The organism is Clostridiaceae bacterium, assembly GCA_012840395.1.
Taxonomy (GTDB): Bacteria; Bacillota; Clostridia; order Acetivibrionales; family DULL01; genus DULL01.
Genome location: DULL01000070.1, coordinates 24,257 through 47,173 on the forward strand (window position 1 = coordinate 24,257; position 22,917 = coordinate 47,173).

The 22,917-nt window shown below is 34.5% G+C and carries 19 protein-coding genes; 17 read left to right on the plus strand and 2 right to left on the minus strand.

The window, feature by feature from the left end; translation table 11 throughout:
* Window positions 1-14: 14 nt before the first annotated feature.
* Together GXX20_08690 and GXX20_08695 are read right to left on the minus strand one after the other, a co-directional pair.
* Entirely contained in the window at window positions 15-1,604 is a 1,590-nt protein-coding gene (locus tag GXX20_08690) for a response regulator (protein ID HHW31731.1), read from the minus strand.
* Complete coding sequence (locus GXX20_08695) at window positions 1,597-3,351, minus strand: histidine kinase (GenBank protein ID HHW31732.1); 1,755 nt, start codon at window positions 3,349-3,351, stop codon at window positions 1,597-1,599. Before GXX20_08695 ends, GXX20_08690 begins: the two co-directional genes overlap by 8 nt.
* A gap of 272 nt (window positions 3,352-3,623) precedes the next feature.
* Here GXX20_08695 and GXX20_08700 point away from each other — a divergent pair, with 272 nt between their 5' ends.
* From GXX20_08700 to GXX20_08780, 17 genes are all read left to right on the plus strand, one after another.
* A complete protein-coding gene (locus tag GXX20_08700; GenBank protein HHW31733.1) occupies window positions 3,624-4,793 on the plus strand; it encodes an ROK family protein in 1,170 nt (389 codons plus the stop codon).
* Window positions 4,794-4,978: 185 nt separating this feature from the next.
* Window positions 4,979-6,055, plus strand: coding sequence for an SIS domain-containing protein (locus GXX20_08705; protein HHW31734.1), 1,077 nt, complete (start codon window positions 4,979-4,981; stop codon window positions 6,053-6,055).
* 40 nt (window positions 6,056-6,095) lie between these two features.
* The gene (locus GXX20_08710; protein HHW31735.1) at window positions 6,096-7,106 is read left to right on the plus strand and encodes a hypothetical protein; all 1,011 of its coding nucleotides are present in this window, start codon (window positions 6,096-6,098) and stop codon (window positions 7,104-7,106) included.
* A 78-nt stretch (window positions 7,107-7,184) separates the two neighbouring features.
* A complete protein-coding gene (locus GXX20_08715; GenBank protein HHW31736.1) occupies window positions 7,185-8,342 on the plus strand; it encodes a 4Fe-4S binding protein in 1,158 nt (385 codons plus the stop codon).
* Between the two features lie 70 nt (window positions 8,343-8,412).
* On the plus strand, window positions 8,413-8,802 hold the full coding sequence (locus tag GXX20_08720) for a DUF3830 family protein (protein ID HHW31737.1): 390 nt from the start codon (window positions 8,413-8,415) through the stop codon (window positions 8,800-8,802).
* Window positions 8,803-8,878: 76 nt separating this feature from the next.
* A complete protein-coding gene (locus tag GXX20_08725) occupies window positions 8,879-9,862 on the plus strand; it encodes a hypothetical protein (protein ID HHW31738.1) in 984 nt (327 codons plus the stop codon).
* A gap of 345 nt (window positions 9,863-10,207) precedes the next feature.
* Window positions 10,208-11,584, plus strand: a complete 1,377-nt coding sequence (locus tag GXX20_08730) for an extracellular solute-binding protein (GenBank protein ID HHW31739.1) — start codon at window positions 10,208-10,210, stop codon at window positions 11,582-11,584.
* Between the two features lie 97 nt (window positions 11,585-11,681).
* Window positions 11,682-12,557, plus strand: a complete 876-nt coding sequence (locus GXX20_08735; GenBank protein ID HHW31740.1) for a sugar ABC transporter permease — start codon at window positions 11,682-11,684, stop codon at window positions 12,555-12,557.
* A gap of 11 nt (window positions 12,558-12,568) precedes the next feature.
* Window positions 12,569-13,447 (plus strand): carbohydrate ABC transporter permease, encoded by an 879-nt coding sequence (locus GXX20_08740; GenBank protein ID HHW31741.1) that lies wholly within the window; start codon window positions 12,569-12,571, stop codon window positions 13,445-13,447.
* A gap of 95 nt (window positions 13,448-13,542) precedes the next feature.
* Entirely contained in the window at window positions 13,543-14,637 is a 1,095-nt protein-coding gene (locus GXX20_08745) for a Gfo/Idh/MocA family oxidoreductase (GenBank protein ID HHW31742.1), read from the plus strand.
* 46 nt (window positions 14,638-14,683) lie between these two features.
* Complete coding sequence (locus GXX20_08750) at window positions 14,684-15,706, plus strand: type II glyceraldehyde-3-phosphate dehydrogenase (GenBank protein HHW31743.1); 1,023 nt, start codon at window positions 14,684-14,686, stop codon at window positions 15,704-15,706.
* Window positions 15,703-16,959 carry a phosphoglycerate kinase gene (locus GXX20_08755; GenBank protein ID HHW31744.1) on the plus strand — a complete coding sequence of 419 codons (1,257 nt, stop codon included), beginning with the start codon at window positions 15,703-15,705 and terminating at the stop codon, window positions 16,957-16,959. Before GXX20_08750 ends, GXX20_08755 begins: the two co-directional genes overlap by 4 nt.
* Window positions 16,960-16,994: 35 nt before the next feature.
* Complete coding sequence (locus GXX20_08760) at window positions 16,995-17,843, plus strand: transketolase (protein ID HHW31745.1); 849 nt, start codon at window positions 16,995-16,997, stop codon at window positions 17,841-17,843.
* Window positions 17,840-18,826, plus strand: coding sequence for a transketolase family protein (locus GXX20_08765; protein ID HHW31746.1), 987 nt, complete (start codon window positions 17,840-17,842; stop codon window positions 18,824-18,826). Before GXX20_08760 ends, GXX20_08765 begins: the two co-directional genes overlap by 4 nt.
* Window positions 18,823-19,614, plus strand: a complete 792-nt coding sequence (locus GXX20_08770; protein HHW31747.1) for a 5-deoxy-glucuronate isomerase — start codon at window positions 18,823-18,825, stop codon at window positions 19,612-19,614. Before GXX20_08765 ends, GXX20_08770 begins: the two co-directional genes overlap by 4 nt.
* A gap of 20 nt (window positions 19,615-19,634) precedes the next feature.
* On the plus strand, window positions 19,635-21,569 hold the full coding sequence (iolD, locus tag GXX20_08775) for a 3D-(3,5/4)-trihydroxycyclohexane-1,2-dione acylhydrolase (decyclizing) (protein HHW31748.1): 1,935 nt from the start codon (window positions 19,635-19,637) through the stop codon (window positions 21,567-21,569).
* A 30-nt stretch (window positions 21,570-21,599) separates the two neighbouring features.
* Window positions 21,600-22,529, plus strand: a complete 930-nt coding sequence (locus GXX20_08780) for an EamA family transporter (GenBank protein ID HHW31749.1) — start codon at window positions 21,600-21,602, stop codon at window positions 22,527-22,529.
* Window positions 22,530-22,917 lie beyond the last annotated feature (388 nt).

Consider the following 22,917-nt stretch of genomic DNA (forward strand, 5'->3'; position numbering starts at 1 on the left):
AATGATACTCCTTGTTATGCGTTATTTCGGTATTCTTTAGGTGTTAAGCCTGTATGGTTTTTAAAGATTTTTGAAAAATATACTGGATCACTTATTCCAACTTTTTCAGCTATTTCATATGTTTTCATATTCGTTTTTTTAAGTAGTGCTTTTGCCTTTTCAAGTCTCATTGTCTGAATAAAATATGATAAATTGTAACCGGTTTCTTTTTTATAAATACGGCTCAAATGACCGCTGGATACATGTACTTTGGATGCAAGTTTTTCAAGAGACAAATCTTCAGATAGATGGCTTTTTATGTAAATTTCTATTTCTTGAATTATTTTTAGCTTGTTAGTACTTTGGTTATTAATATCCGAGAAGATATTTTTTATCATTTGTATGATTATTTTCTCGATTTTTTCTGGGCTATTGCTGAACAAAATTTCATGTAGGTGATGATCTTTTTGTAGTTCTATATATTTATCAAAAAAGCCATGATCCCAATATTTACTTACACATAGACTGCTGATAAAAAAAGCAATCTCATGAATGGTATTTAGGGGATATTTATTAACTACAGCCGTTCTAAATATGATATTTATTAGTTTTATTGTAGCGTCATAATCATGATCATCAAGTTTGTTTCTTAATTCACTAAGCGAATCATTTATGTCTTCAAGACCTGAGGGCTTAAGCTGTTCAAGCTGAGAGTAACGAATAATATTTGCCATAGAAAGATGCTGTGAATATTGAAAGGCAGCAACTACTTCTTTTTTGGCTTGAGTTATTTCAGATAAATGTTCATGAATGTTGCTTATTGCTACAGTCACTGAAAAATCAGAAAGATTGTAAACCATCTGTGATAACTCTGAACATCGATTTAAAATAATATCAAAAAAATTGCTACTTGCATTGTCTGCTGGAATTATAAGATAGAGAGTCATTTTTATTCCATGGACTAATTTTATAGGATTTAAGTCATTAAAAGATGCATCTGCAAAACTCTTTAGTTTATCAATTATTTCGAGTGGAGGACTTTCACCTTTATCTTCAATAATACTATTTATTGCAACAAGGCAAAATCGATTAAAGGTAAAGCCTAATTTTGAAATTTTTTTTGAAATTTGATCTTGGGATATGTCATCACTATCAAATAGTTCATGTAAAAAAATTTTTTGTTGCAATCTAGTTGTTTGCATGCTAAAAGATTTTAATCTTGAATACTCTTCTTGGCTTGTTTTTTCTTTAGAGATTTGGTATTGGATTTTTTGTATTGTCTCTATGATTTTTTGTGGAGATACAGGCTTTAGTAGATAGTCAGAAACATGCAAATCCAGAGCTTGTCTAACATATTCAAATTCTTGGTAGACAGTCAGAAGTATGACTTTGATTTGTGGGTAGCGAAATGCTAATTCTTTGCATAATTCCAGCCCATCCATACCTGGCATACGAATATCGGTAATAACGACATCAGGGTAATTATCAGGTGTTATTTGTTCAAGAGCTTCAATTCCATCAGAAGCAACACCAAAAATGTTACAATTAATTGAAGACCAATCGATACATTGACATAGTCCTTTCCGGATTGCTTTTTCATCATCAACAATCATTACATTAAGCAATTATATTTCCCTCCGTTTCTTTTTTAATATTACTCAATGTTATTAAAAAATCGAAGGCTGATTGCGAAATCTGTTTAATCTGAAGTTTTGAATTTTCTCCCTCAAGTTTCTTTAAGTGCTCAATTACCTTATATACTTTATATTGATTCTCTTCATGGATATTTGTATTTAATTGCATGGTTTCGCAAATAGGGTATACTTTGCCAGTTATACTGATATATATGTTATCTAGTTTGTGATTGATAGAGATATTGAGTTTGCAAGTATATTGTTTTGGTACAACTTTGATAAAGGTTACAACAAGTGTTTTAAGCCAAAATTTTGGTATTTTGATGTGCTGCAGTTTGTCATAATCAAGTGTAGAGATCGTACACTGAAGCCGGTCCTTCATAATATATTGTTGTAAATCTATATAAAGTTTGATTTGTTCTAATTCATCCTTTAAATTTGATTCTTTTTGCAAGTAAATTAAGGAATTTCGAATTAAATTGGCCAGCTCCCCTATTATTTTTATTAAAGTTTTATCTCCAGTTTCATGTACTTGCCAATGAATTATGTCAAGTATGTTGAAAAGAAAGTGAGGATCAACTTGTGAATGCAGTAAATCAAGCTCTGCCTGTTGATTTAGGATTTTAAGTTCGTATACTTCATTCACCAGTTTATTTATTTGAAGCGACATATTATTATAAGTGGAATATAAAGTATTAATCTCATTGAAATATCCATATTCATTCTTGTGATCGTCAGATGAGGTATTCACAGTAAATGTAGACATTTCTTTTATTAGATTATTTAACGGGTTAAAGAAGTTTTTTAAAATTCTTAGTGTTATTAGTATAGACATGACCATTATGACGGCAGAAATAATAAAAAAAATCATTAATATTTCATTATATTGACCATATATACTTTTAGTATCTATTAATATGAGACACTTTAGGCTATATGCGCCTAAATCTTTTGAAAATGCATAATATTTCCCACTTTGTGTGTGTATAAGCTCAAATGAATAATTCTTAGTATATTCAATATTTTTCAACACATTTTCATTTTTTAGTTCGGCTTGATTTGAAAAGAAAATATCTCCTTTAGAATTATATATTAAAATTTTCGTATCGGAATAAAGTGATTTAAGACTGTCAGATTTCAAAAGTAAAGAAGGGTCAATCTCTATTATTATTTTACCATAAGGTTTATATACGTATATATTTGAGAGTGTAGATATGTAATAGGCATAATCACTTTTATCAGGAATAATTAAATCTGCAAAATCGACTTTGCTGCCGTATTTTACGTATATATTTTTGTTCCTTTCAATGGTATTTTGATAGTAGCTTTCTCGTAAGACTGAAGAGTATATATCCTCATCAAAAAAGAGGAAAATAGATTTTATAAATTTTTGTTGCCAGGTTTGTTCAAATAGAATAGAACGGCTGATAAAAAAATCGATATTAGCTAGATCAGTGGGAGTAGGATATAAATTTTTATTAATTTTATCTGCAATTTCTTTTGACATTAGTATTTGATATACTATGTCTTTAATGGCATTAAAACATGAATTTACATCATATACAAATTTATTTATGTATAAATTGATATTTTCATAACTCTGCTTTATAACATTATTAACAATGAAGTTCTTATAAAAGGCAGATAACAAAATTTCAGATATTATAACAAGTAGTATTATTGAAAACATTACAGTAAAACGAAAAGACTTAAAATGAGTTACTTTTAGTATTTTCATTAAAACAAGCACGACTCCTTTTTATTTAGTGCGAATCTGAATGTATTAGCTTGTTGAATGAATTTATCAGTTAAAAAAACAATTCATAATAATAAATATATCATAAAATCAAGAAAGTAATTTAATAAAATATAAGTAGTCGAAAAACTATTGACAAAGTATTGTTTGTATTATTATTATAATTATTATAATAACAAATATTATAATGTTATTCAATATTAATCTGGACTAAGTTGCGTTATTAGATATTAGATAAGAGTTCGTAGGTGTAAATGATGCATATAGATAACTTAATAGATATAAAATATAAAAATATAAAAAGTATTATTGATTATATACGGTTTAAGAAAAATTGTACAAAGAAAGAAATCTCAGATTCTTTGAAATTAAGTTTTGCAACTGTATCAAATATGATTAATCTTCTGATGAGTAAAGACCTAATTTCAAAAACAACAGTTGATAATTCAAGATCTGTAGGTCGCAATCCTAAAAATTTTAATTTTAAGCCAGACAGATTTTGTATTATAACTATTGATCTTCACTTAGATGAGTATCTATCTATATGTCAAGTTGATCTTGCTCGAAAAATACTTGCCAGAGAAACATATGAGATAGGGTGCTACAACGATATCGGTCAGTTTATTCAAAAAGTTAAAAATATTTACAAGAATTTTGTTATTTCTACAAATATTGACGCAGATTCAATCATTGGCTTCGGTATTATAATAAAAGGAATATATGATAATCAAACTGACTGTATGATAAGTTCAGAGAACAAAATTTTTATAGGACAACCTCTGAGAAAATTACTGGGAGAAGCTTTGGAAAAGTTCGTTATAGTAGAGAATGATGCAAATATTGCAGCGCTTTTTTCAGCTATTTCTTCAGGTATTAGAGATTTAATGTATGTATATTTAGGTGAAGGACTGGGGTTTAGTGTAATTTCAGGAGGTAATATTTTAAGAGGGACGAGTGGATATTCTCCTGAAATTGACCATATACCCATGGGCAGAATTAAAGTCAAGTGCCCTTACTGCGGCAATGATAATTGTCTGAGTACTGACTTATCTCAAAATGGGTTTTTAACAAAGTACTATAAAAGTGATTTTTTATATAAAAAGACATATAAATTTGAATGGGAGGAATATATTAAGCAAATTCGCCTTGGTGATGCTCATGCCATTGATGTAGCAAATGAAAACGCAATTATTTTAGGAAAAAGTCTTGCAATAGCTACCTGTATTACATGGCCATCGAAGATTATTATAGGAGGTATTCCTCAGGAACTATACCTGATTATGAAACCTGTTATTGAAAATCAAATAAATTCCAGAAAACCTTTTGGAGATAACATAAATCTTTGTTTTGATCCTAATTGGCAAGATACTATTGCAAAAGGTGCAGCTGAGATTATATATTTAAACTGGCTACCAGATTTATAAATTGAGGCGGAATATTACAAGTAAATAATATTTTTGAACTTTTTAATCCGCCATAAATTTCCAGATAAGCAATTGAATATAATAATATTATATATTAATTGAAATACTCTTTATTGATGACAATTATTATAATAATTAAAATAATATTTATAATAATTTTTATAATTTATTAAGGGGGAATATTGATGGGAAATATGATGAGGGAATATATAAATGAGCAGCCGGATATACTGAAAAAAATAATGGAATCCAGTGAAGAAGGAATAAAGCTATTTCTTGATAAGTTCCGGGATTTTTCTATTGAGAGAATTTATTTATTTGGCTCAGGAAGTTCTTATAATGCTGCTTGTATGGCTAAACCTTTCATGGAGCATGTTTTAAAGGTAGAAGTTACTCCTATGACACCAACACAGATTTATAATATTGACTGGATTAAAAAAAATAGAAGTATTAGAATTGCCTTATCTCAATCAGGACGGAGTACAAATACGTTTTCGCTCGTTCAGATGCTGGAAAAAGATAATTATGGTGTTGTGAGTTTAACGGCAAATCCTCAATCAGAAATTGCCAGATTGAGCAGTTTACATATAGAAATAAGTTGTGGCGAAGAAAAAGCTGGGCCAAAGACAAAAGGTGTTACAAGTACAGTTTTGATGCTGTATTTATTGACTATTAATCTTGCATATACAAAAAAGCTAATTAATATTGATGAATACAATTCATATTTAGACCTTTTTAAAAGGACCATATATAATTTGCCTGATAATATCAATAGAAGCATATGTTGGTATAAAGCAAATAAAATTGAATTATCCAGAGCAAAATGTATATTTATTATTGCAAAGGATTTATACTCCTCAGCGGCTTTAGAAGGTGCATTGAAACTTGATGAAACAATATATAAGCCTGTTTTTGCATATGAATTTGAAGAATTTATCCATGGAATAAATTGTTTGCTAGGTTCGGATAATAATATAATTTTTCTGATTTCTGGTGAAGATAATAATGAACGTATTTATAAATTATGCGACTTTTCAGAGAAACTTGGCGATAAAGTATATATTATTTCTACAGAAGAGCAAAGCATAGTTTCTTCAAATAGATTACAACTGATGTCTGTACATAATAAATATATGGAACCTTTTGAATTTGTAATTCCAATGCAAGTGCTAAGTTCTTATTTATCAGAATATTTGGGAAATGATATTGACAAACCCAAATTCAAGAATTTCTCAGCCATCATGGAAAGTAAAATCCAATAAATCAAAAAACAGAAAATATAAAATTTAGGAGAGAATAATTGTGAAAAAATTATTTAAGCCGTTCGGAAGCATAGAAAAAGAAGCTGAAATGCTTAGAGGTATTGTTGATGTTATTGGAATTCAGGGGAATTCAAAAAAGCAAAAATGGGATGAAATTATAAAAAAGCTTACAATTAGCAATATCCTTTTAGCGGATATAGATATTAATGTCAATGAGGAATTGCTGTCTTATGCCAGATCTCTATATGCTATAGTTTGCCGCAGCATAGGTGTTGATTTTGTAGATGTGAAACTGGCTTCAGAGAAGGGAATACTAGTAGTAAATAGTCCTGATTTTTGTGTCATATCTGTTGCAGAATTTACTATAGGATTAATGATTTCATTGTTAAGAAGAATACCAGAAGGAATATCAGCTGTAAGCCAAGGTAAATGGGAACTCCGTACAAACCTTAAAGGTGCTGAAATTACCGGTAAAGTTCTGGGTATAATAGGATTCGGCAAAATTGGACGTGAAGTTGCCGTACGTGCAAAAGGTTTGGGCATGGAGGTTATTGTATTCGATCCGTATGTGACCACTTCTCCACAAGATAATAAAAATTATAGGTATGTAGACTCAATTGAAATGCTTTTGAAGCAATCAGATGTAGTAACAATACATACACCACTAACTGCTTCAACAAGAGGATTAATAGGTATGAGTGAGATTTCGATGATGAAGGATGGAGCTTATCTCATTAATGTAGCCCGGGGAGGTATTATTGATGAAATGGCTGTTTATGAAGCTTTAAGGAGCGAAAAGCTGGCTGGGGCTGCTTTAGATGTTTTGACCCAAGAGCCACCTGGCGAGGAACATATCTTTATGAATAAAGAGATTAATAATTTGCTGATTACTCCTCATATTGCATGGAATACGGTTGAAGCAAGCAAAAGAAATAAAGAAATATTTATTGAACAAATAAGTTCTATAGTGAATGGAGAAATCCCACGAGGAGTTGTTAACCCTGAAGTTATACCTGCTTGGAAAGATAAATTAAAAAAATGCAAGAGTTAGTAACAAAATAAAAGATTATTGCTAAATATTAATAAAATATAAGAAAAATAAAAATTTACATTACATAAGGAGGATAAAATGCCAAAAATTAACTATTTAGGAATGGAACTAAGAAACCCTGTTATTGTTTCATCAGCTACACCAACTATTAGTGTAGAAGGAATAAAAAAAGCAGCATATGCAGGAGCAGGAGCGGTTGTTACAAAATCAGTTATTTTTCCTGAAAAAAATGGAAGACCTGCCGGAGGATTGGCAAGACCAAGATTTCAGCTATTTAACCAGACTGAAGGATATGATCCTGTAATAACTGAAAAAGGAGGAATGTTCTCACTTTTTAGATTAGGAGAGCCATATCCTACTCCAGATAAGATGTCAGAGATGTTAGAAAAAATTAAAAAGTCTCGTGATATTGATATCCCAATTATTGTGAGCATTTGCGGATCTCCTTCAGATTATGAAGAGTGGAGAAAACTTGCCAGAATGATGGAAGATGCAGGAGCTGATGCTTTGGAGTTAAATATGCACGCATACCCGGAAATTAGGTATACAGATCCACTATTTGTAAAGGTTGTAAAAGATGAAGTAAAAATTCCTGTTGTTTGCAAACTTATGGCAATAAATGATGATCCTAAAGTTGTAGGTCCAAAAGTTGAACTTGAAGGTGCAGATGCTATTGCTGCCCTTGGTACTTTTGGCTTCAGGGCAATGGAGATTGATATTTATCAACAAAAACCATGGATGGAAAAAGCACATGGCTTGGGTGGCACATGGTTACGTGCAGTAAGCTTAGCTTACGTAGAAAGCCTTTATCGAAGCGTAAAAGTGCCTATTTCTGGTGTTACAGGCATACTAACTTGGCAGGATGCAGTGAAATATATTTTAGTTGGCGCTACTACAGTTCAGATATGTGCAGCAATTTATGCAAAAGGATATAAGGTTATTAAAGAAATAGCAGAGGGTATTGATTCTTATATGAATAGTTATGGGTATAAAACATTGGATGATTTCAAAGGAAATGCATTAAAAAATATGAAAGAGTTAGAATATGCTCCTCCGGTTCGCGCTATAGTGAATGAGGATAAATGTACAGGTTGCTCAAAATGCGCAGAAATATGTATGTTTGATGCAATTACCATAAAAGATAAGAAAGCAAATATTTCAGACAAATGTGATGGATGTGGACTCTGCTGGTCATATTGTCCAAGAAGGGCTATTGAATTGTACAGGTATGAATAAGAACATTAACTATTAAAATTTGTAAAGCAGTATTAATTATAAAATTTATTATAGAAGTGGGGATGATATAATGGGTAAAATTTTACTAATTTTTGAAAAAGGAGGAACATTTGAATTAGTATTAAATGAAAAAGCTCCAAAAACATGTAAGGCATTTCTTGAACATTTACCATATGAAGCAGATGTATTACAGGCAAGATTTTCAGGAACAGAATGTTTTTTCCGCATGCCTCTAGGTGTAGAACCAGAAAATATTGTAGATCCGAAAACAGGATATGTTGCATTTAACAGCGATAATGAGCAAGCAATCTGTATTTATTATGACTCAAATATACGTCCTGCAGATCCTCCTTACAACTTTTTTGCTACGATTAAAGGTGATTATTGCAAACTAAAAGAGGTCGGACTACGCATATGGAGAGAAGGAAGTGAAAAAGTAAAAATAAGCATGGAAAGTTAATGACTAAAAACTGATAGTAGGTTTATTTTATTGATTATTGATGTTTTTATTAACTATTAAAGTTATGGAGGTTATTATGTTTTTTCTGGGATGTGACGGTGGGTCGTCAAAAACGGAATTTATATTGGTAAATGAAGAAGGAAATATATTATCACATAATATTTACCCATCATATAATTATGGAGTCATCGGACGTAATGCATTTCGACAGTCAATGCATCAAGCAATTCTTGAAGTTTGCAATAATGCCGGAGTGAATACCCAAGAAATTACACATGCTGTATTTGGCATACCTACACTTGGCGAACTGGAGGAGATGGATACAACAGTTCCTGAAATAATTGGGGAAGTGCTGCCAAGAGAACGTACAACAATAGTAAATGACTCAGTAATAGGCTGGAGTGGCTCATTATCTGGCCAGCCGGGTATTAATGTTGTTTCTGGTACTGGTTCTATAGCATATGGTGAGGATTCATATGGAAATAAAGCCCGTGCCGGGGGGTGGTCAGTATTATTTGGTGATGAGGGATCTTGCAGTTGGATAGGGAAAAAGGTTTTAGAAACTTTTTTTAAACAGTCAGATGGGCGAATGCCACGAAGTGCTATTTATGATATTTTTAAGGAGCATTTCAAGCTAACCAAAAAAGATATTTATTTTGTTGGTATTCTTTGTAGCGGGTTCCAGAAAAAACGTTCTAACATTGCAATGTTGCAATTGTTGGCTGAGGAAGCTTGTAAAAGAGGAGATCCCAACATGAAACATGTTTATGAAGAAGCAGCTTCGGAATTGGCTCTGCTTGTAAAAGCCGTAAGATCCCAGCTAACTTTTCCTCAAGAAAAACCTGTATTGGTTTCTTATTCCGGAGGTCTTTTCAAGAGTGGAAAGCTAATATTGGACCCCTTCAGAAAAATAATCTATGAAATGAATATGAAACTTGTAGAACCCAAATATCCACCAATTATTGGAGCTTTAGCACTGGAAGCAGGTAGATATCTGCAACCTAATAACTATAATTACATGCTATCCCAAGCATACGCTAATATCCAAAAAACTAAATGATTCCAATTTTACTTGAAAAAAATAAAAGAGGCATAAAACCGTTACTTTTTGGTTTTTAGCCTCTTTTTATGTACTTTAATTTATTATATGTAAATGCTATGTAAAGAATTTTTGCTTTAAATTATATTCTCCTTCCCAAATTTGATACATACGGTAATATCAAAATAATTATATAATTAACAAATTAGTACAATAATGCTATGAATATTATGGTTTTTAATTATTTAAAAATTATTATAAACATTAAAATTATATATTATTGCAAACAAAATACATTGAGTTTAATTTCAGTTATGTCATGATATAAATACACAAATAAAAAAATTATATAAGGAGTGAGCAGTTATGAAAAAAATCTTGTGTATTACATTGGCATGCATTTTAGTACTGACTTCAGTTATACTTACCGCATGCAATGGACAGCAGTCTGATGCCAAATCTTCTCAAGCTGACACTCAAAGTAACACTTCAGATAGTTCATCTAAAGCTGATACCACGAAATCTACAGAAGCTTCAGAAGAGTATGTGATTAAATATCCTACACACCAAATAGGAACAAATACTTCAGCTCCTGCAAATGCAGAAATGGTTAGAACTTTCAATGAAAAATACAAAGGAAAGTACAGAATAGAAGTTGAAGAAGTTCCAGGTGACAAAAATTATGTAGATAAAATTAAAATATTGCTTGCATCAAGACAACTCCCTGATTTTGTATATGGTTCTACAAACATTGACGCTATATACGAACAAGGCCTTTGCATGGATTTGACTCCATTACTTGATGCAGATCCAGAGTGGAAAGCTTTATTCCCAGAAGCAGTTCTTGAATATAATTCCCGTGACGGTAAAGTAGTAGCGTTACCTAATGAAGGACAACTGGTAGGATACTATTATAATAAAGAACTGTTTGCAAAAGCGGGTATTGAAGGTCCGGCTAAGACCTGGAATGAATTTTTTGATATCTGCAAGAGACTTAAAGAGGCTGGAATAACTCCAATGTCAATGCAGACAGGAGACAATGCTTTTGTTACTCAGTTGTGGCTTGGCCAGATGATTGTAACTTCAGATGAAGGTAAACAAATGCTAAGAGCAACTGTAAAGGAAACAAATTACAATAAACAATGCTTTATTGATGGATTAAAGATGTTGCAGCCAATATTTACAGAAGGTTATACAACAAAAGATGCTATTGGAGGAATGTATGAGAATGCTGCAAACAATTTTATATCAGGAAAAACAGCAATGATTGCAAATGGAACATGGATGATTGGAAGCTTTTCTGATCCGAACATGGGTGGTAGTGAAGAATTTGCGAAAAAAGTTGATATAGCTTTGTATCCTGAAAATGGATATTATTCTAATCCTTTTGCTGGATTCATGATTTGCGCTCAGACTGAAAAAGGCAAAGAAGCAGCTATTGCAATGCTTAAACACTGGACATCAAAAGAAACTATGCTATCTAACCTTAGAATTATGGGTATGGTTCCAAGCGGAAAGATTGATATTCCACAAGATGTACTTGAGAAATGGCCATTACTTGGTAAAATGCTGCAGTTGAAGAATCAGCCAGAAGCCCAATCATATTTCACACTTACCAACCAAATGTATTCAAATGTTGTCGACGTTCTGTCTCAATACATGACCTTATTTGCTGATGGAAAATGTACAGCTGAGGAATTTGCCCAAGCAATGACTGAAGCTGCTCAGAAAAATTTAGAGTAGAATTTTATTCCTAAAAATCTATAGGTGAAGGAAGAGTATAAATTCAAGACTCTTCCTTCACCTCTAAAAATAATCCGCTGAGGAGAATGATAATATTATGCAGCGAATATATAAAAAGTGGATACCTGTTTTTCTTGCACCATCAATAATTATGTACTGTTTTTTATATGCAATGCCATTCTTCACGATAGTTGTAACTTCATTTACAAAATACAAGTTAACTCAAAAAGATATAACGTTCATAGGATTTACTAATTATATTAATTTGTTTACAAAAGATATTACATTTAAAATTGCCTTAAAAAATACAGCAGTGTGGATGATCTTGCATGTTTTCTTACATGTAGCCATTGGTATTTTTATGGCACTAATTCTTTACAGGAAACCAAGAGGTTGGAAATTTGTTCGTACTGTATACATGATTCCAAATATAATTGCATCATCTGCAATAGGCCTTATTTTTCTTCAGTTATATAACGCAGAGTATGGACTTGTAAATCAAATCCTTAAATCTTTAGGACTTGAAAATTTAACTCGCAACTGGTTATTTGATACAAATACGGCTTTTTGGTCTGTAACAATGATTTGGTTTCCTTTTGCAGGATATACATGTACTCTTGTACTTGCGCGATTACTATCCATATCGGAGGAAATGTTTGAAGCAGCTAAAGTTGAGGGAGCAAATGTGCTGCAAATAGATTGGTATATTTCTTTACCTTTGGCAAAGGATACAATTGCTGCAACAATGATTATGGCGGCATCTTATATGCTTACGATGTTTCCTCTAATTTATGTTACAACAGGAGGAGGACCAGGCGTAACAACAACTAATCTGCCTTTATACCTGTATAAAGTAGCCATGCTAGAAAATGATTATGGTTATGCAAATACAATAGGAATTTTCATTATTATTGTTGGAATTGTAATTATGCAGATCATAAACCGCGTTATGAAAGTAAATGAGGAGGTGTAAATAAACTGATAATGAACAATAATAAAAGTAATAAAAACATAGATGAGAGAAAGTATAACACCTCCAGTATTAAAACAAAAATTGCAATTATTTTAAAGTACATGGTGTTAGCATCAGCTGTATTTATTTGCCTATTCCCTTTAGTCTGGGTAATACTTTCTTCATTTAAAACAAATGCACAGATATTTTCAGAGCAGTTTTGGCCAAGTACAATTAATTTTGATGGATACAAAGAAGCTCTTAGACTTTCACCAATACCAAAGTTTTTTATAAATAGCGTATTTATAGCTACTACCGCATCGGTTATTAATGTAGCGTTAGTTTCAATGGCTGCATATGTGTTTGCTAGAACAAAGTTTAAAGGTTCAGATTTTTTATATTCATTATTCTTAACTGCTCTTGTATTGCCAGGTACAGCTGTTATACAGCCTGTTTATATGCAAATAAACCGTATGAGATTACTGGATACCCGTACTGGATTAATAATTGTATATTCTTGTGTAGGTCTTGCAATGACAATAATGGTTATGAGATCTTTTTTCTCAGGTATTCCAAAAGATTTAGAGGAGTCTACTGCAATAGATGGAGCTGGATTTGTCAGAACTTATATTCAAATTATGCTTCCTATTGCAAAGCCTGGGATTGTAACATGTTTCGTACTGCGTTTTATACCAAACTGGAATGAGTTTACATATGCTCTTGTGCTTACTACATCAACAGAAGTACGAACATTACCATTATCATTGGCATACTTTGTTTCCACATTCAGTTTCAATTATACAGCAATGTTTGCAGCAATTACCATTGCAGCTCTGCCATCTATACTTATTTTTGCGGTATTTAATGAACAGGTAATAAGCAGTATGACTATAGGAGCAGTAAAAGGTTAACAGTAATAAATTTATTATTTGATATACATAAATTTTTTTATTACTTTCTATTTTCTCAATTTTAAATTAATAAATCTATTTCAGAAAGGAGTTTTATTATGATTAAAGTAGGCTTTATTGGAGTAGGAGGAATTGCTCAACTTTCTCACCTTCCATTGATGTGGGATTTACCAGATTTATATAAGATCGAGGCAATAACAGACATTTCTCCTTCACTTTGTAAGTATATAAGCGAAAAATATAATGTAAAAAAGATATATTCCAATGCAGATGATTTGATTGCAGATAAGGAAATTGATGCTGTGATAGTGCTGACTCCTGATCCCTTACACTATACTTACACTTTAAAGGCTATAGAAGCAGGAAAGCATGTATTTATTGAAAAACCACTTGCCATGAATTCCAGAGATATTCGTGGATTAATCGAAGCAGAGAAAAAACATCCTGAATCTATTGTAATGGTTGGCTATATGAGACGTTTCAGTCCTGCTTTTTTGAAAGCCAAAGAGCTTTTGGAAGAATATAATAAGCCTATTGAGTATATACGTTTTCGTGATATTATTTGTGAAGGGTTTTTCTATATTGGACAAACGAGATATACTAAACGGTCGAGGACTTTATCCGATGTTCCTAGTAATGCTTTTAAAGAAATTGCTGATATGAAATACCAGCAACATTCTGTTGCTCTTGGAGAAGATGCCACCGAATTGCAGAGAAATGCTTATCAAATGCTATTAGGTTTAGGATGTCATTCATTTTCCGCTGTTCGTGAATTAGTAGGATTACCCAAAGAAGTAAAAGCAGTCTTAACTTCCAAAAATGGAACTCATTTTGTATCATTATTGCAATATGATGGATTTATTGGAACATACGAAATGGTAAACGATCAAAATGTTGTACAATTCGACGCTGCAATTGAGATATTCCAAGGAGACCGCAAAATTAAGATAAAATATGATACCCCATATATAAGATATCTGCCCAGTTGCTTAGAAGTTATTGATTCTACGAGATCTGATACAAAGACTACAATTTATGGACCTGATTATCATGATTGTTTTGCTAATGAGTTAATATATTTCCATGATTGCATAAAGAATCATAATAAGCCGAAGACATCCCTGTATGATTCCCTGCAGGATATAGAACTATTTGAAAAAATGGCTCGTATGGTTAAAAGTGAGGGATAAAATATTTAAGCATTAATGATATCTGAAAATAATTGGAGGAAATAATATGGTAAAAGTAGGAGTCGTAGGTTATGGAGTAATTGGTCAAAGACTTGCAGATGGCGTTGCACTGCAAAAGGACATGGAACTTGTTGGCGTCGCTGACGTTGCACCTACACTTTCAGTTAGAGCCCTAAAAGAAAAAGGTATGCCATATAATCTTTATAACGCATTGCCTGATAACCAGAAGCTTTTTGATGATGCAGAAATATCTGTTTCAGGGTCATTAGAAGACCTGATTCAAAGTTGTGATATTTTACTGGATTCAACTAGTGCAGGAGTAGGCGCAAAAAACAAAGAAATCTACAAACGGTATGGGAAAAAGGCTGTTTTCCAGGGTGGAGAGAAGAACGATGTAGCAGATGTATTTTTCCATGGCTATGCCAACTATGAAAAGGGTCTTGGCAAACAATTTTTAAAGCTTACCTCCTGTAACACAACCGGGCTTATACGTTCTGTGGACTGCATAGACAGAAAAGTTGGAGTTGAAAAGGTTGCAATCACCATAATCCGCCGTGTAGCTGATCCTGGTGATTATCACAGGGGACTTACCAACGCTTTACAGGTTGACAAGGCACCAAACCACCAGGCTGTAGACTTAATGACCATAATGCCTCATATTGACGCTACAGGAATTCTTGTACACACACCGGTAACCCATGGACACATTATCACAGTTTTGGCAAAAACCAAAAAGAAGGTATCAAAGGAGAATCTGCTTGAGTTTTTCAATGAGCACGACAGAATAAGGGTGGTAAGAATTGCAGACGGATTTTTGGGCAATGCTTCACTCTTTAGATATGCCCGTGATTTGGGAAATCCCAGAGGAGATATGTATGAAATAGTAGTATGGGAAGAAACCATAGTAAACTCTGGAGATGACCTAATGTTTGCAATCAATATCCCCCAAGAGTCAGTCACAATACCTGAAACAATAGATGCTATAAGAGCTTCAATGGAAATGCAGACAGACAGGCTTGAAGCAGTGGGAATGACAAATAAATATTTGGGGATGGGAAAATGGAAATAAAATACGTATCTGGGATAAGGCCGCTGGAGGCATTGGATTATGCCGGTAAAACTGTACTTTTACGGGTAGATATTAATTCACCCATAGATCCTGTAACAAAGAAAATAGTAAATGAAAACAGGATAAGAATGAGTATACCCACCATCAAATATTTACTTGACCAAGGGGCAAAACTTGCGATAATTGCCCATCAAGGGGATACATTGGATTATCAGAACCTGATGCCTATGGAAGAGCATGCACAGAAGCTTTCAGCCTTATTGGAGATTACGGTCAAGTATATAGATGATGTATGTGGTCCTTCAGCCCAGGAGGCGGTAAAAAGCCTGAAACCTGGGGAGGCTGTTCTTTTAGGGAATCTACGTTATTTAACCGAGGAGATATCAACCTTTGAGGACTCTGTTAAATTAAAGCCTGAAGAAATGCTGAATACTTATCTTGTAAGAAGTCTTGCACCTATAGTGGATTGTTATGTAAATGACGCTTTCGCAGCAGCCCACAGGAATTCTCCTTCAATGGTCGCGTTCCAGGAGATACTCCCCACAGCAGGAGGCAAGCTCCTCATGAATGAGATAGAAGCTCTTACAAAAGTTATGGAGACACCGGAAAAACCATCTGTATTTGTGCTTGGCGGAGCTAAAATTTCTGATGCTTTCGGAATGATGAAACAGGTGCTGGAAAACGGAACTGCTGATAAGATCCTTGCAGGAGGCGTTACCGGCGAAGTAATGCTAATGGCTGAAGGAATATCAATAGGAGCAAAGAAGGAAAAGTTCATTAAAGACAGATCTCTGGATGTTTTTATAGCGCCTGCAAAAGAATACCTTAATGATTATCCTGGAAAAATCATTGTTCCTGTTGACCTGGCATATGAAAAAGACGGGCAAAGGCATGAAATACCTGTAAGTGATTTACCGGTAGATGAGATGTTTATGGATATCGGTTCAAAAACTATTGAACTTTTTAAGGAAGCCATTCTATCCGCAGGAACGATTTTTGTGAACGGGCCTATGGGAGTATATGAGAACAAGCTCTTTGAAAAGGGCACCAGGGAGATATGGAATGCCATTGCTGAAGCAAAGGGCTATTCCGTTATTGGTGGAGGAGACACTGTAAGCGCAGCATCTCGTTTTATAGACACTAAAAAAATTAACTATGTCTGTACCGCAGGAGGTGCAATGGTAAGGTTTCTTTCAGGGAAAAAGCTGCCCTTGATTGAAGCCATGAGGAAAGCGTCAAAAAGACAATATTAAATTATCAGTATTAATTAGGATTATTAGGAGGCATTATGTTAAGCGGTCAGAGAGTCAAAGAACTCGAAATATTTGCCTTGAGGATAAGAATTGAGACTTTAAAAGAAATAAGCAATCTGGGGTTTGGCCACTTGGGTGGCGCCATGTCAATAGTAGATACTCTGGCGGTATTATATGGGGGCGCAATGAATATTGATCCTAAAAACCCGAAATGGGAGGACAGAGACTGGCTTGTGTGCTCAAAAGGGCATGCAGGCCCTGCAGTTTATGCAGCCCTTGCATTAAAAGGATATTTTGATATTGAAGAACTGTCAACTCTGAATAAGCCGGGAACAAACCTTCCAAGCCACTGTGACAGAAACAAGACCATAGGGATTGATATGACTACCGGTTCATTGGGCCAGGGTTCATCTTTGGCAGTGGGAATTGCTCTTGGGCACCGCCTTGACGGAAGGAATAACAAAGTATACCTGATTCTTGGAGACGGCGAGCTTCAGGAGGGCCAGGTATGGGAAGCTGTTCTTTTATCCGCACAGCTAAAACTTGATAATCTAATTGCTTTAGTTGATTATAACAAGCAGCAGCTTGACGGTTACACAAAGGATATAAATGACCTGGGAGACTTAAAAGCCAAATTTGAAAATTTTGGCTGGTTTGCACAGGAGGTAGATGGAGCCTCCGTCAAAGAAATATACCAGGCAATTGAGGAAGCAAAAAAAGTCAGAGGAAAACCCTCTGTAATAGTGTTACACACAGTAAAGGGGAAGGGCTGCAGCTTTGCAGAAGGGATTTTAGATAATCACCATATGACTATAAGCAAAGAACAGGCTGAGAATGAACTTAAAACATTAGAAGAAAAATTAGAAAAGATGGTGAAATCATGAGCATTTTCATTGCTAAAGACAGAGTAATGGATGAAGTGGCAATGAGGGACGTGTACTGTAATACACTGATCGAGCTTGCCGCAAAAAATAAGAATATAGTAGTTCTTGATGCAGATTTAGCAAAATCAATGGGGATGATGCCCTTTAAGAAAGCATTTCCAGATAGGTTTTTTGATGTAGGGGTACAGGAAGCAAACATGATAGGAACAGCTGCAGGCCTTTCAGCAACAGGAAAAGTTCCCTTCGCTCATAGCTTTACAGCTTTTGCATCAAGAAGATGCTATGATCAGATATTTATATCATGTGCTTACGCAAAACTAAATGTAAGGATTATTGGAAGTGATGCCGGCATTACTGCAGCATATAACGGAGGAACTCATATGTCCTTTGAGGATATAGGTATAATGAGGAACATTCCCGGTATAACCATACTTGAGCCGGTAGATTCTGTTATGTTAAAGGATCTCATTGAACAGACTGTGGATTTATACGGAGTATTCTATATAAGACTTTTGAGAAGAAACGCCATAAAGGTGTATGAGGAAGGTTCCAGATTTGAAATAGGTAAAGGTATACAGATTAAAGACGGCAAAGATGTAACAATTATTGCTACCGGCATTATGGTAGATGAAGCGCTAAAAGCTTCCGAGAAGCTGGAGGAGGAAGGTATATCCGCAGGAGTTGTAAATATCTTTACCTTGAAGCCCATTGACAAAGAAATAATTATAAAATGCGCCAGGGAAACAGGAGCTATAGTAACTGCTGAGAATCACAGTATACTAAACGGACTTGGATCGGCAGTGGCAGAAGTTCTATCCGAAAGCTGTCCTGTATATCTGGAAAGAGTGGGTGTAAAGGATCTGTTCGGGGAGGTAGGCCCTGTTGATTATCTGAAGAAGAGATTTGAGATGACCCATGAGGATATTGTCAAAAGCGCTAAAAAAGTCATTGAAAGAAAAAATAAAGAGAAGGTGTTCAGGTGATTATTAAGCAAAAAGATAAGTTTAAGCCGGGTTATAACCCTATAACAAACATTGGGGATAAAGATAAGGATACCATGATGGACTTCGGTATACTAATACTTGAAAAAGGACAGGTTGACAAAAATAATGAAGGAAAAGAAAGGGCTTTCCTGCTTATAAAAGGAGAGGTTGTTTTTGAATGGGAAGGCAATATAACCGAAGTAAAGAGGCAGTCTTTTCTTGATGAGAATCCATGGTGCCTGCATATACCGGCAGGAGTGGAGGTTAAGATTACTGCTTTAAGCGGGGAAGCAGAAATTTGTGTTACCAAGACATATAATGAACGGAATTTTGAATCAAAACTATACACAGATAAAGACTGCAGGGTCGAACATTTCGGAAAAGGTACCCTCGGAGAAACATCCACAAGGATTGTAAGGACAATTTTTGATATCTCAAATGCTGATTATGCAAATCTTGTGGTTGGGGAAGTAGTAAACTTTCCTGGAAAATGGTCAAGTTACCCTCCCCATTATCATCCTCAGCCTGAGATATATTACTACAAGTTCGTTCCTGAACAGGGTTTTGGTTACTCTGAATCAGGTGAGGAGGTATATAAGGTAAGGAATAATGATACCGCTTTAATCCTGAACAATGTTACACATTCCCAGGTTGCAGCCCCAGGATATGCCATGTTTTATGTATGGGTAATCAGAAACCTTGATGATAACCCATTTAATGAAAGGATTTTTGTACCGGAGCATAAATGGTTGCTGGATAAAGATGCAAAGATTTGGCCGGAAAAATAGAATGAAAAGGATGTGAGAAAATGAAAACTATTCGGCTGACTATGGCTCAAGCGCTTGTAAAATTTCTGGATAACCAGTACATTGAATTTGACGGAGTTGAGAGCAAATTTGTAAAAGGAGTATTTATCTTATTTGGCCATGGAAACGTATTAGGAATAGGCCAGGCCTTAGAACAGGACTCTGGCGGCCTGGTAGTGCATCAGGGAAGGAATGAACAGGGAATGGCGCATGCTGCCATTGGCTTTGCAAAACAAAATCACAGGAGACAGATTTATGCATGTACTTCCTCTGTAGGACCTGGGGCTGCAAATATGGTTACGGCTGCCGCAACTGCCACTGCCAACCGTATTCCGGTACTATTTCTGCCAGGAGACACTTATGCTTCCAGACAGCCTGATCCTGTACTGCAACAGATAGAGCATTTTCACAACCTTAATATTACAACTAATGATGCTTTTAAAGCTGTAAGCAAATACTGGGACCGCATAAACCGTCCCGAGCAACTCATGACTGCCATGATTAATGCAATGAGAGTGCTGACTGACCCTGCAGATACAGGGGCGGTAACAATTGCGCTGCCTCAGGACGTACAGGGTGAAGCATATGATTATCCTGTAGATTTTTTCAGGAAACGTGTTCACAGAATTGAAAGAAGATTGCCTACAAAAGAGATGATAAAGGATGCTGTAGAACTTATAAAAACAAAGAAGAAGCCTATTTTGATATGCGGCGGTGGAGTAAGGTATTCTGAAGCAGCAGAAGTTTTTAAAACATTTGCAGAAAAATTCAATATTCCCTTTGGAGAAACACAGGCGGGAAAAAGTGCAATTGCGTGGAACCATTATTTGAATCTGGGTGGTATTGGCACTACAGGAAATTATGCTGCCAATATGATCGCCCGGCAGGCAGATCTGGTAATCGGTGTGGGAACCCGATACACAGATTTCACTACTTCATCAAAATGGTTATTCCAGAATCCTGATGTAGATTTTATAAATATTAACGTTGCTGAATTTGATGCTTATAAATTAGATGCAGTCAAGATTGTAGCAGATGCGAAAGCCGGACTGGAAGCATTGATGGAGAGGCTGGATGAAATTGGTTATAAATCCGAATATTCTACGGAAATTGAAGAAGCAAAAAATAAATGGGCTGCCGAACTGGAAAGACTGTTTACACTGAAGTATACAGGTAATGACTTTAAACCTGAGGTTGCAGGTCATATTGATCATGTATTGGGAGAGTTCGCAAAACTAACCGGTTCCTGCCTGACTCAAACAAGAGTGCTGGGTATTTTGGACGAAATGCTGGATGAGGATTCCATCGTTGTGGGTTCCTCCGGAAGCTTGCCGGGAGACATGCAAAGGATGTGGAGATCTAAGAAGCCGAATACTTATCATATGGAATACGGTTATTCCTGTATGGGATATGAGGTTAATGCAGCTTTGGGAGTTAAGCTGGCAAGACCTGAAAGTGAAGTATACAGCCTGGTAGGAGATGGTTCTTACATGATGCTTCACTCTGAACTTCCGACTTCAATTCAGGAAGGCAAGAAAATAAATGTGATATTGTTTGACAATATTTCTTTTGGATGCATTAACAACCTTCAAATGGGACACGGAATGGGAAACTTCGGAACGGAGTTCAGGTATAGAAATCCTGAAACAGGAAAGCTGGACGGAGACCTGATGGTAATTGATTTTGCCAAGAACGCAGAAAGCTATGGCTGTAAAACATATAAAGTACGGACAGAGGAAGAGTTAAGGGCTGCTTTGGAAGATGCCAAAAAACAGACTGTATCCACTCTTCTGGATATAAAGGTTTTACCTAAAACAATGACCCATGATTATGAATCCTGGTGGAGAGTTGGAAATGCCGAAGTAGCTGAAAAGGAGAATATTATAAAAGCAAATCAGAAAATGAAAGAAGAACTAAGTAAGGCAAGAAAGTACTAATGTGGATTTTATGCTTACAAAAAAACGGTGATTAGCTTGAAAACGTTATTTTCATCCCTTAATAAAAAAATTAAGGGAATTATTTTGCTTATTATTACATCAATATTATGGAGCTTTGGAGGTTTGCTCATTAAATCAGTAAGTACACATCCTTTAGCAATTGCTGGTATAAGGAGTGGTATTGCAGCAGTTCTTGTTTTGATTATAAAAGGTAAGCCAAAGCTTAATAGGTCTTTAGCGCAGATTGGAGCTGCTTTATCCTATGCAGCAACAGTATTATTAATAGTATTAGCCAATAAAAATACTACTGCTGCAAACGTAATATTGATCCAATACACCTCACCTATATATGTTGCACTATTAGGGAGATGGTTACTGAAAGAAAAAGTAAAACTTTTAGACTGGATTACAATATTTATTGCTCTTAGTGGAATGGTACTAATCTTTATTGGTAAAGTTGATGTAAATGGTTTATTGGGAAATATTCTGGCAGCAGGCAGCGGAATTTCATTTGCTTTACTAACAATATTCATGCGCATGCAAAAAGATGGTTCACCAACTGATTCAGTAATAATGGGCAATGTATTGGCGACTATTATTGGAATTCCTTTTATTATTAATGACTTTCCTGATATGGAAGAATGGGTGTTTCTAATATTAATGGGTATCTTTCAGCTTGGTTTACCGTATATATTATATTCGTGGGCTATCAAGCATGTAACTGCCCTTGAGGCAAGTATGATATCTATTATTGAGCCGATATTAAATCCTGTATGGGTATTTCTATTGCTAGGTGAAGTGCCTGATAAAAATACACTTGTTGGAGGATTTATTGTAATTATGGCGATTGTAGGAAGATGGATTTTTGATTACATATATAATTATAATGTTTCAAAATACCAATATTTATTACAACATAACAGTGATTGGATAGATGAAAGAAATACTACTAGAATATAGTTGTACAAATACAAAATATTAATTTTTATTATATTTGGTGCTTATATTAGTGCTTATATTGGTACTTATTTATATTATTATCATAAATTATGAATAACATTACTTGAAATCAAATTCTAATATAGCTCTGTTAACTTAGTATGAAAGAAATGAAACCTGAAAAACTTCTAGTAGGTCTAAAAAGGAAAAAACCTACAAATGGAAGCCACTAAATGTAAGATAACACGAAAAAAAGAGAAGTGCAAGGTCTTTGAAAAATAGGTTTGTGTCAAGTACTAGTGGGCAAATTTTTCATTTTTCCTTGTAGTAAGAATATGCCAGTACTTTTTTACTTGGTTTGATCTTACTTACCGCATTTATTCCACGGTTCCCTTGACAACGAGCCTCT

Bases quoted from the DNA above. Each gene is read 5' to 3' on its own strand.
- GXX20_08695 (HHW31732.1), bottom strand. From the start codon at position 3,351: ATGAAAATACTAAAAGTAACTCATTTTAAGTCTTTTCGTTTTACTGTA.
- GXX20_08700 (HHW31733.1), top strand. From the start codon at position 3,624: ATGATGCATATAGATAACTTAATAGATATAAAATATAAAAATATAAAA.
- GXX20_08705 (HHW31734.1), top strand. From the start codon at position 4,979: ATGGGAAATATGATGAGGGAATATATAAATGAGCAGCCGGATATACTG.
- GXX20_08715 (HHW31736.1), top strand. From the start codon at position 7,185: ATGCCAAAAATTAACTATTTAGGAATGGAACTAAGAAACCCTGTTATT.
- GXX20_08720 (HHW31737.1), top strand. From the start codon at position 8,413: ATGGGTAAAATTTTACTAATTTTTGAAAAAGGAGGAACATTTGAATTA.
- GXX20_08725 (HHW31738.1), top strand. From the start codon at position 8,879: ATGTTTTTTCTGGGATGTGACGGTGGGTCGTCAAAAACGGAATTTATA.
- GXX20_08730 (HHW31739.1), top strand. From the start codon at position 10,208: ATGAAAAAAATCTTGTGTATTACATTGGCATGCATTTTAGTACTGACT.
- GXX20_08735 (HHW31740.1), top strand. From the start codon at position 11,682: ATGCAGCGAATATATAAAAAGTGGATACCTGTTTTTCTTGCACCATCA.
- GXX20_08740 (HHW31741.1), top strand. From the start codon at position 12,569: ATGAACAATAATAAAAGTAATAAAAACATAGATGAGAGAAAGTATAAC.
- GXX20_08750 (HHW31743.1), top strand. From the start codon at position 14,684: ATGGTAAAAGTAGGAGTCGTAGGTTATGGAGTAATTGGTCAAAGACTT.
- GXX20_08760 (HHW31745.1), top strand. From the start codon at position 16,995: ATGTTAAGCGGTCAGAGAGTCAAAGAACTCGAAATATTTGCCTTGAGG.
- GXX20_08765 (HHW31746.1), top strand. From the start codon at position 17,840: ATGAGCATTTTCATTGCTAAAGACAGAGTAATGGATGAAGTGGCAATG.
- iolD (HHW31748.1), top strand. From the start codon at position 19,635: ATGAAAACTATTCGGCTGACTATGGCTCAAGCGCTTGTAAAATTTCTG.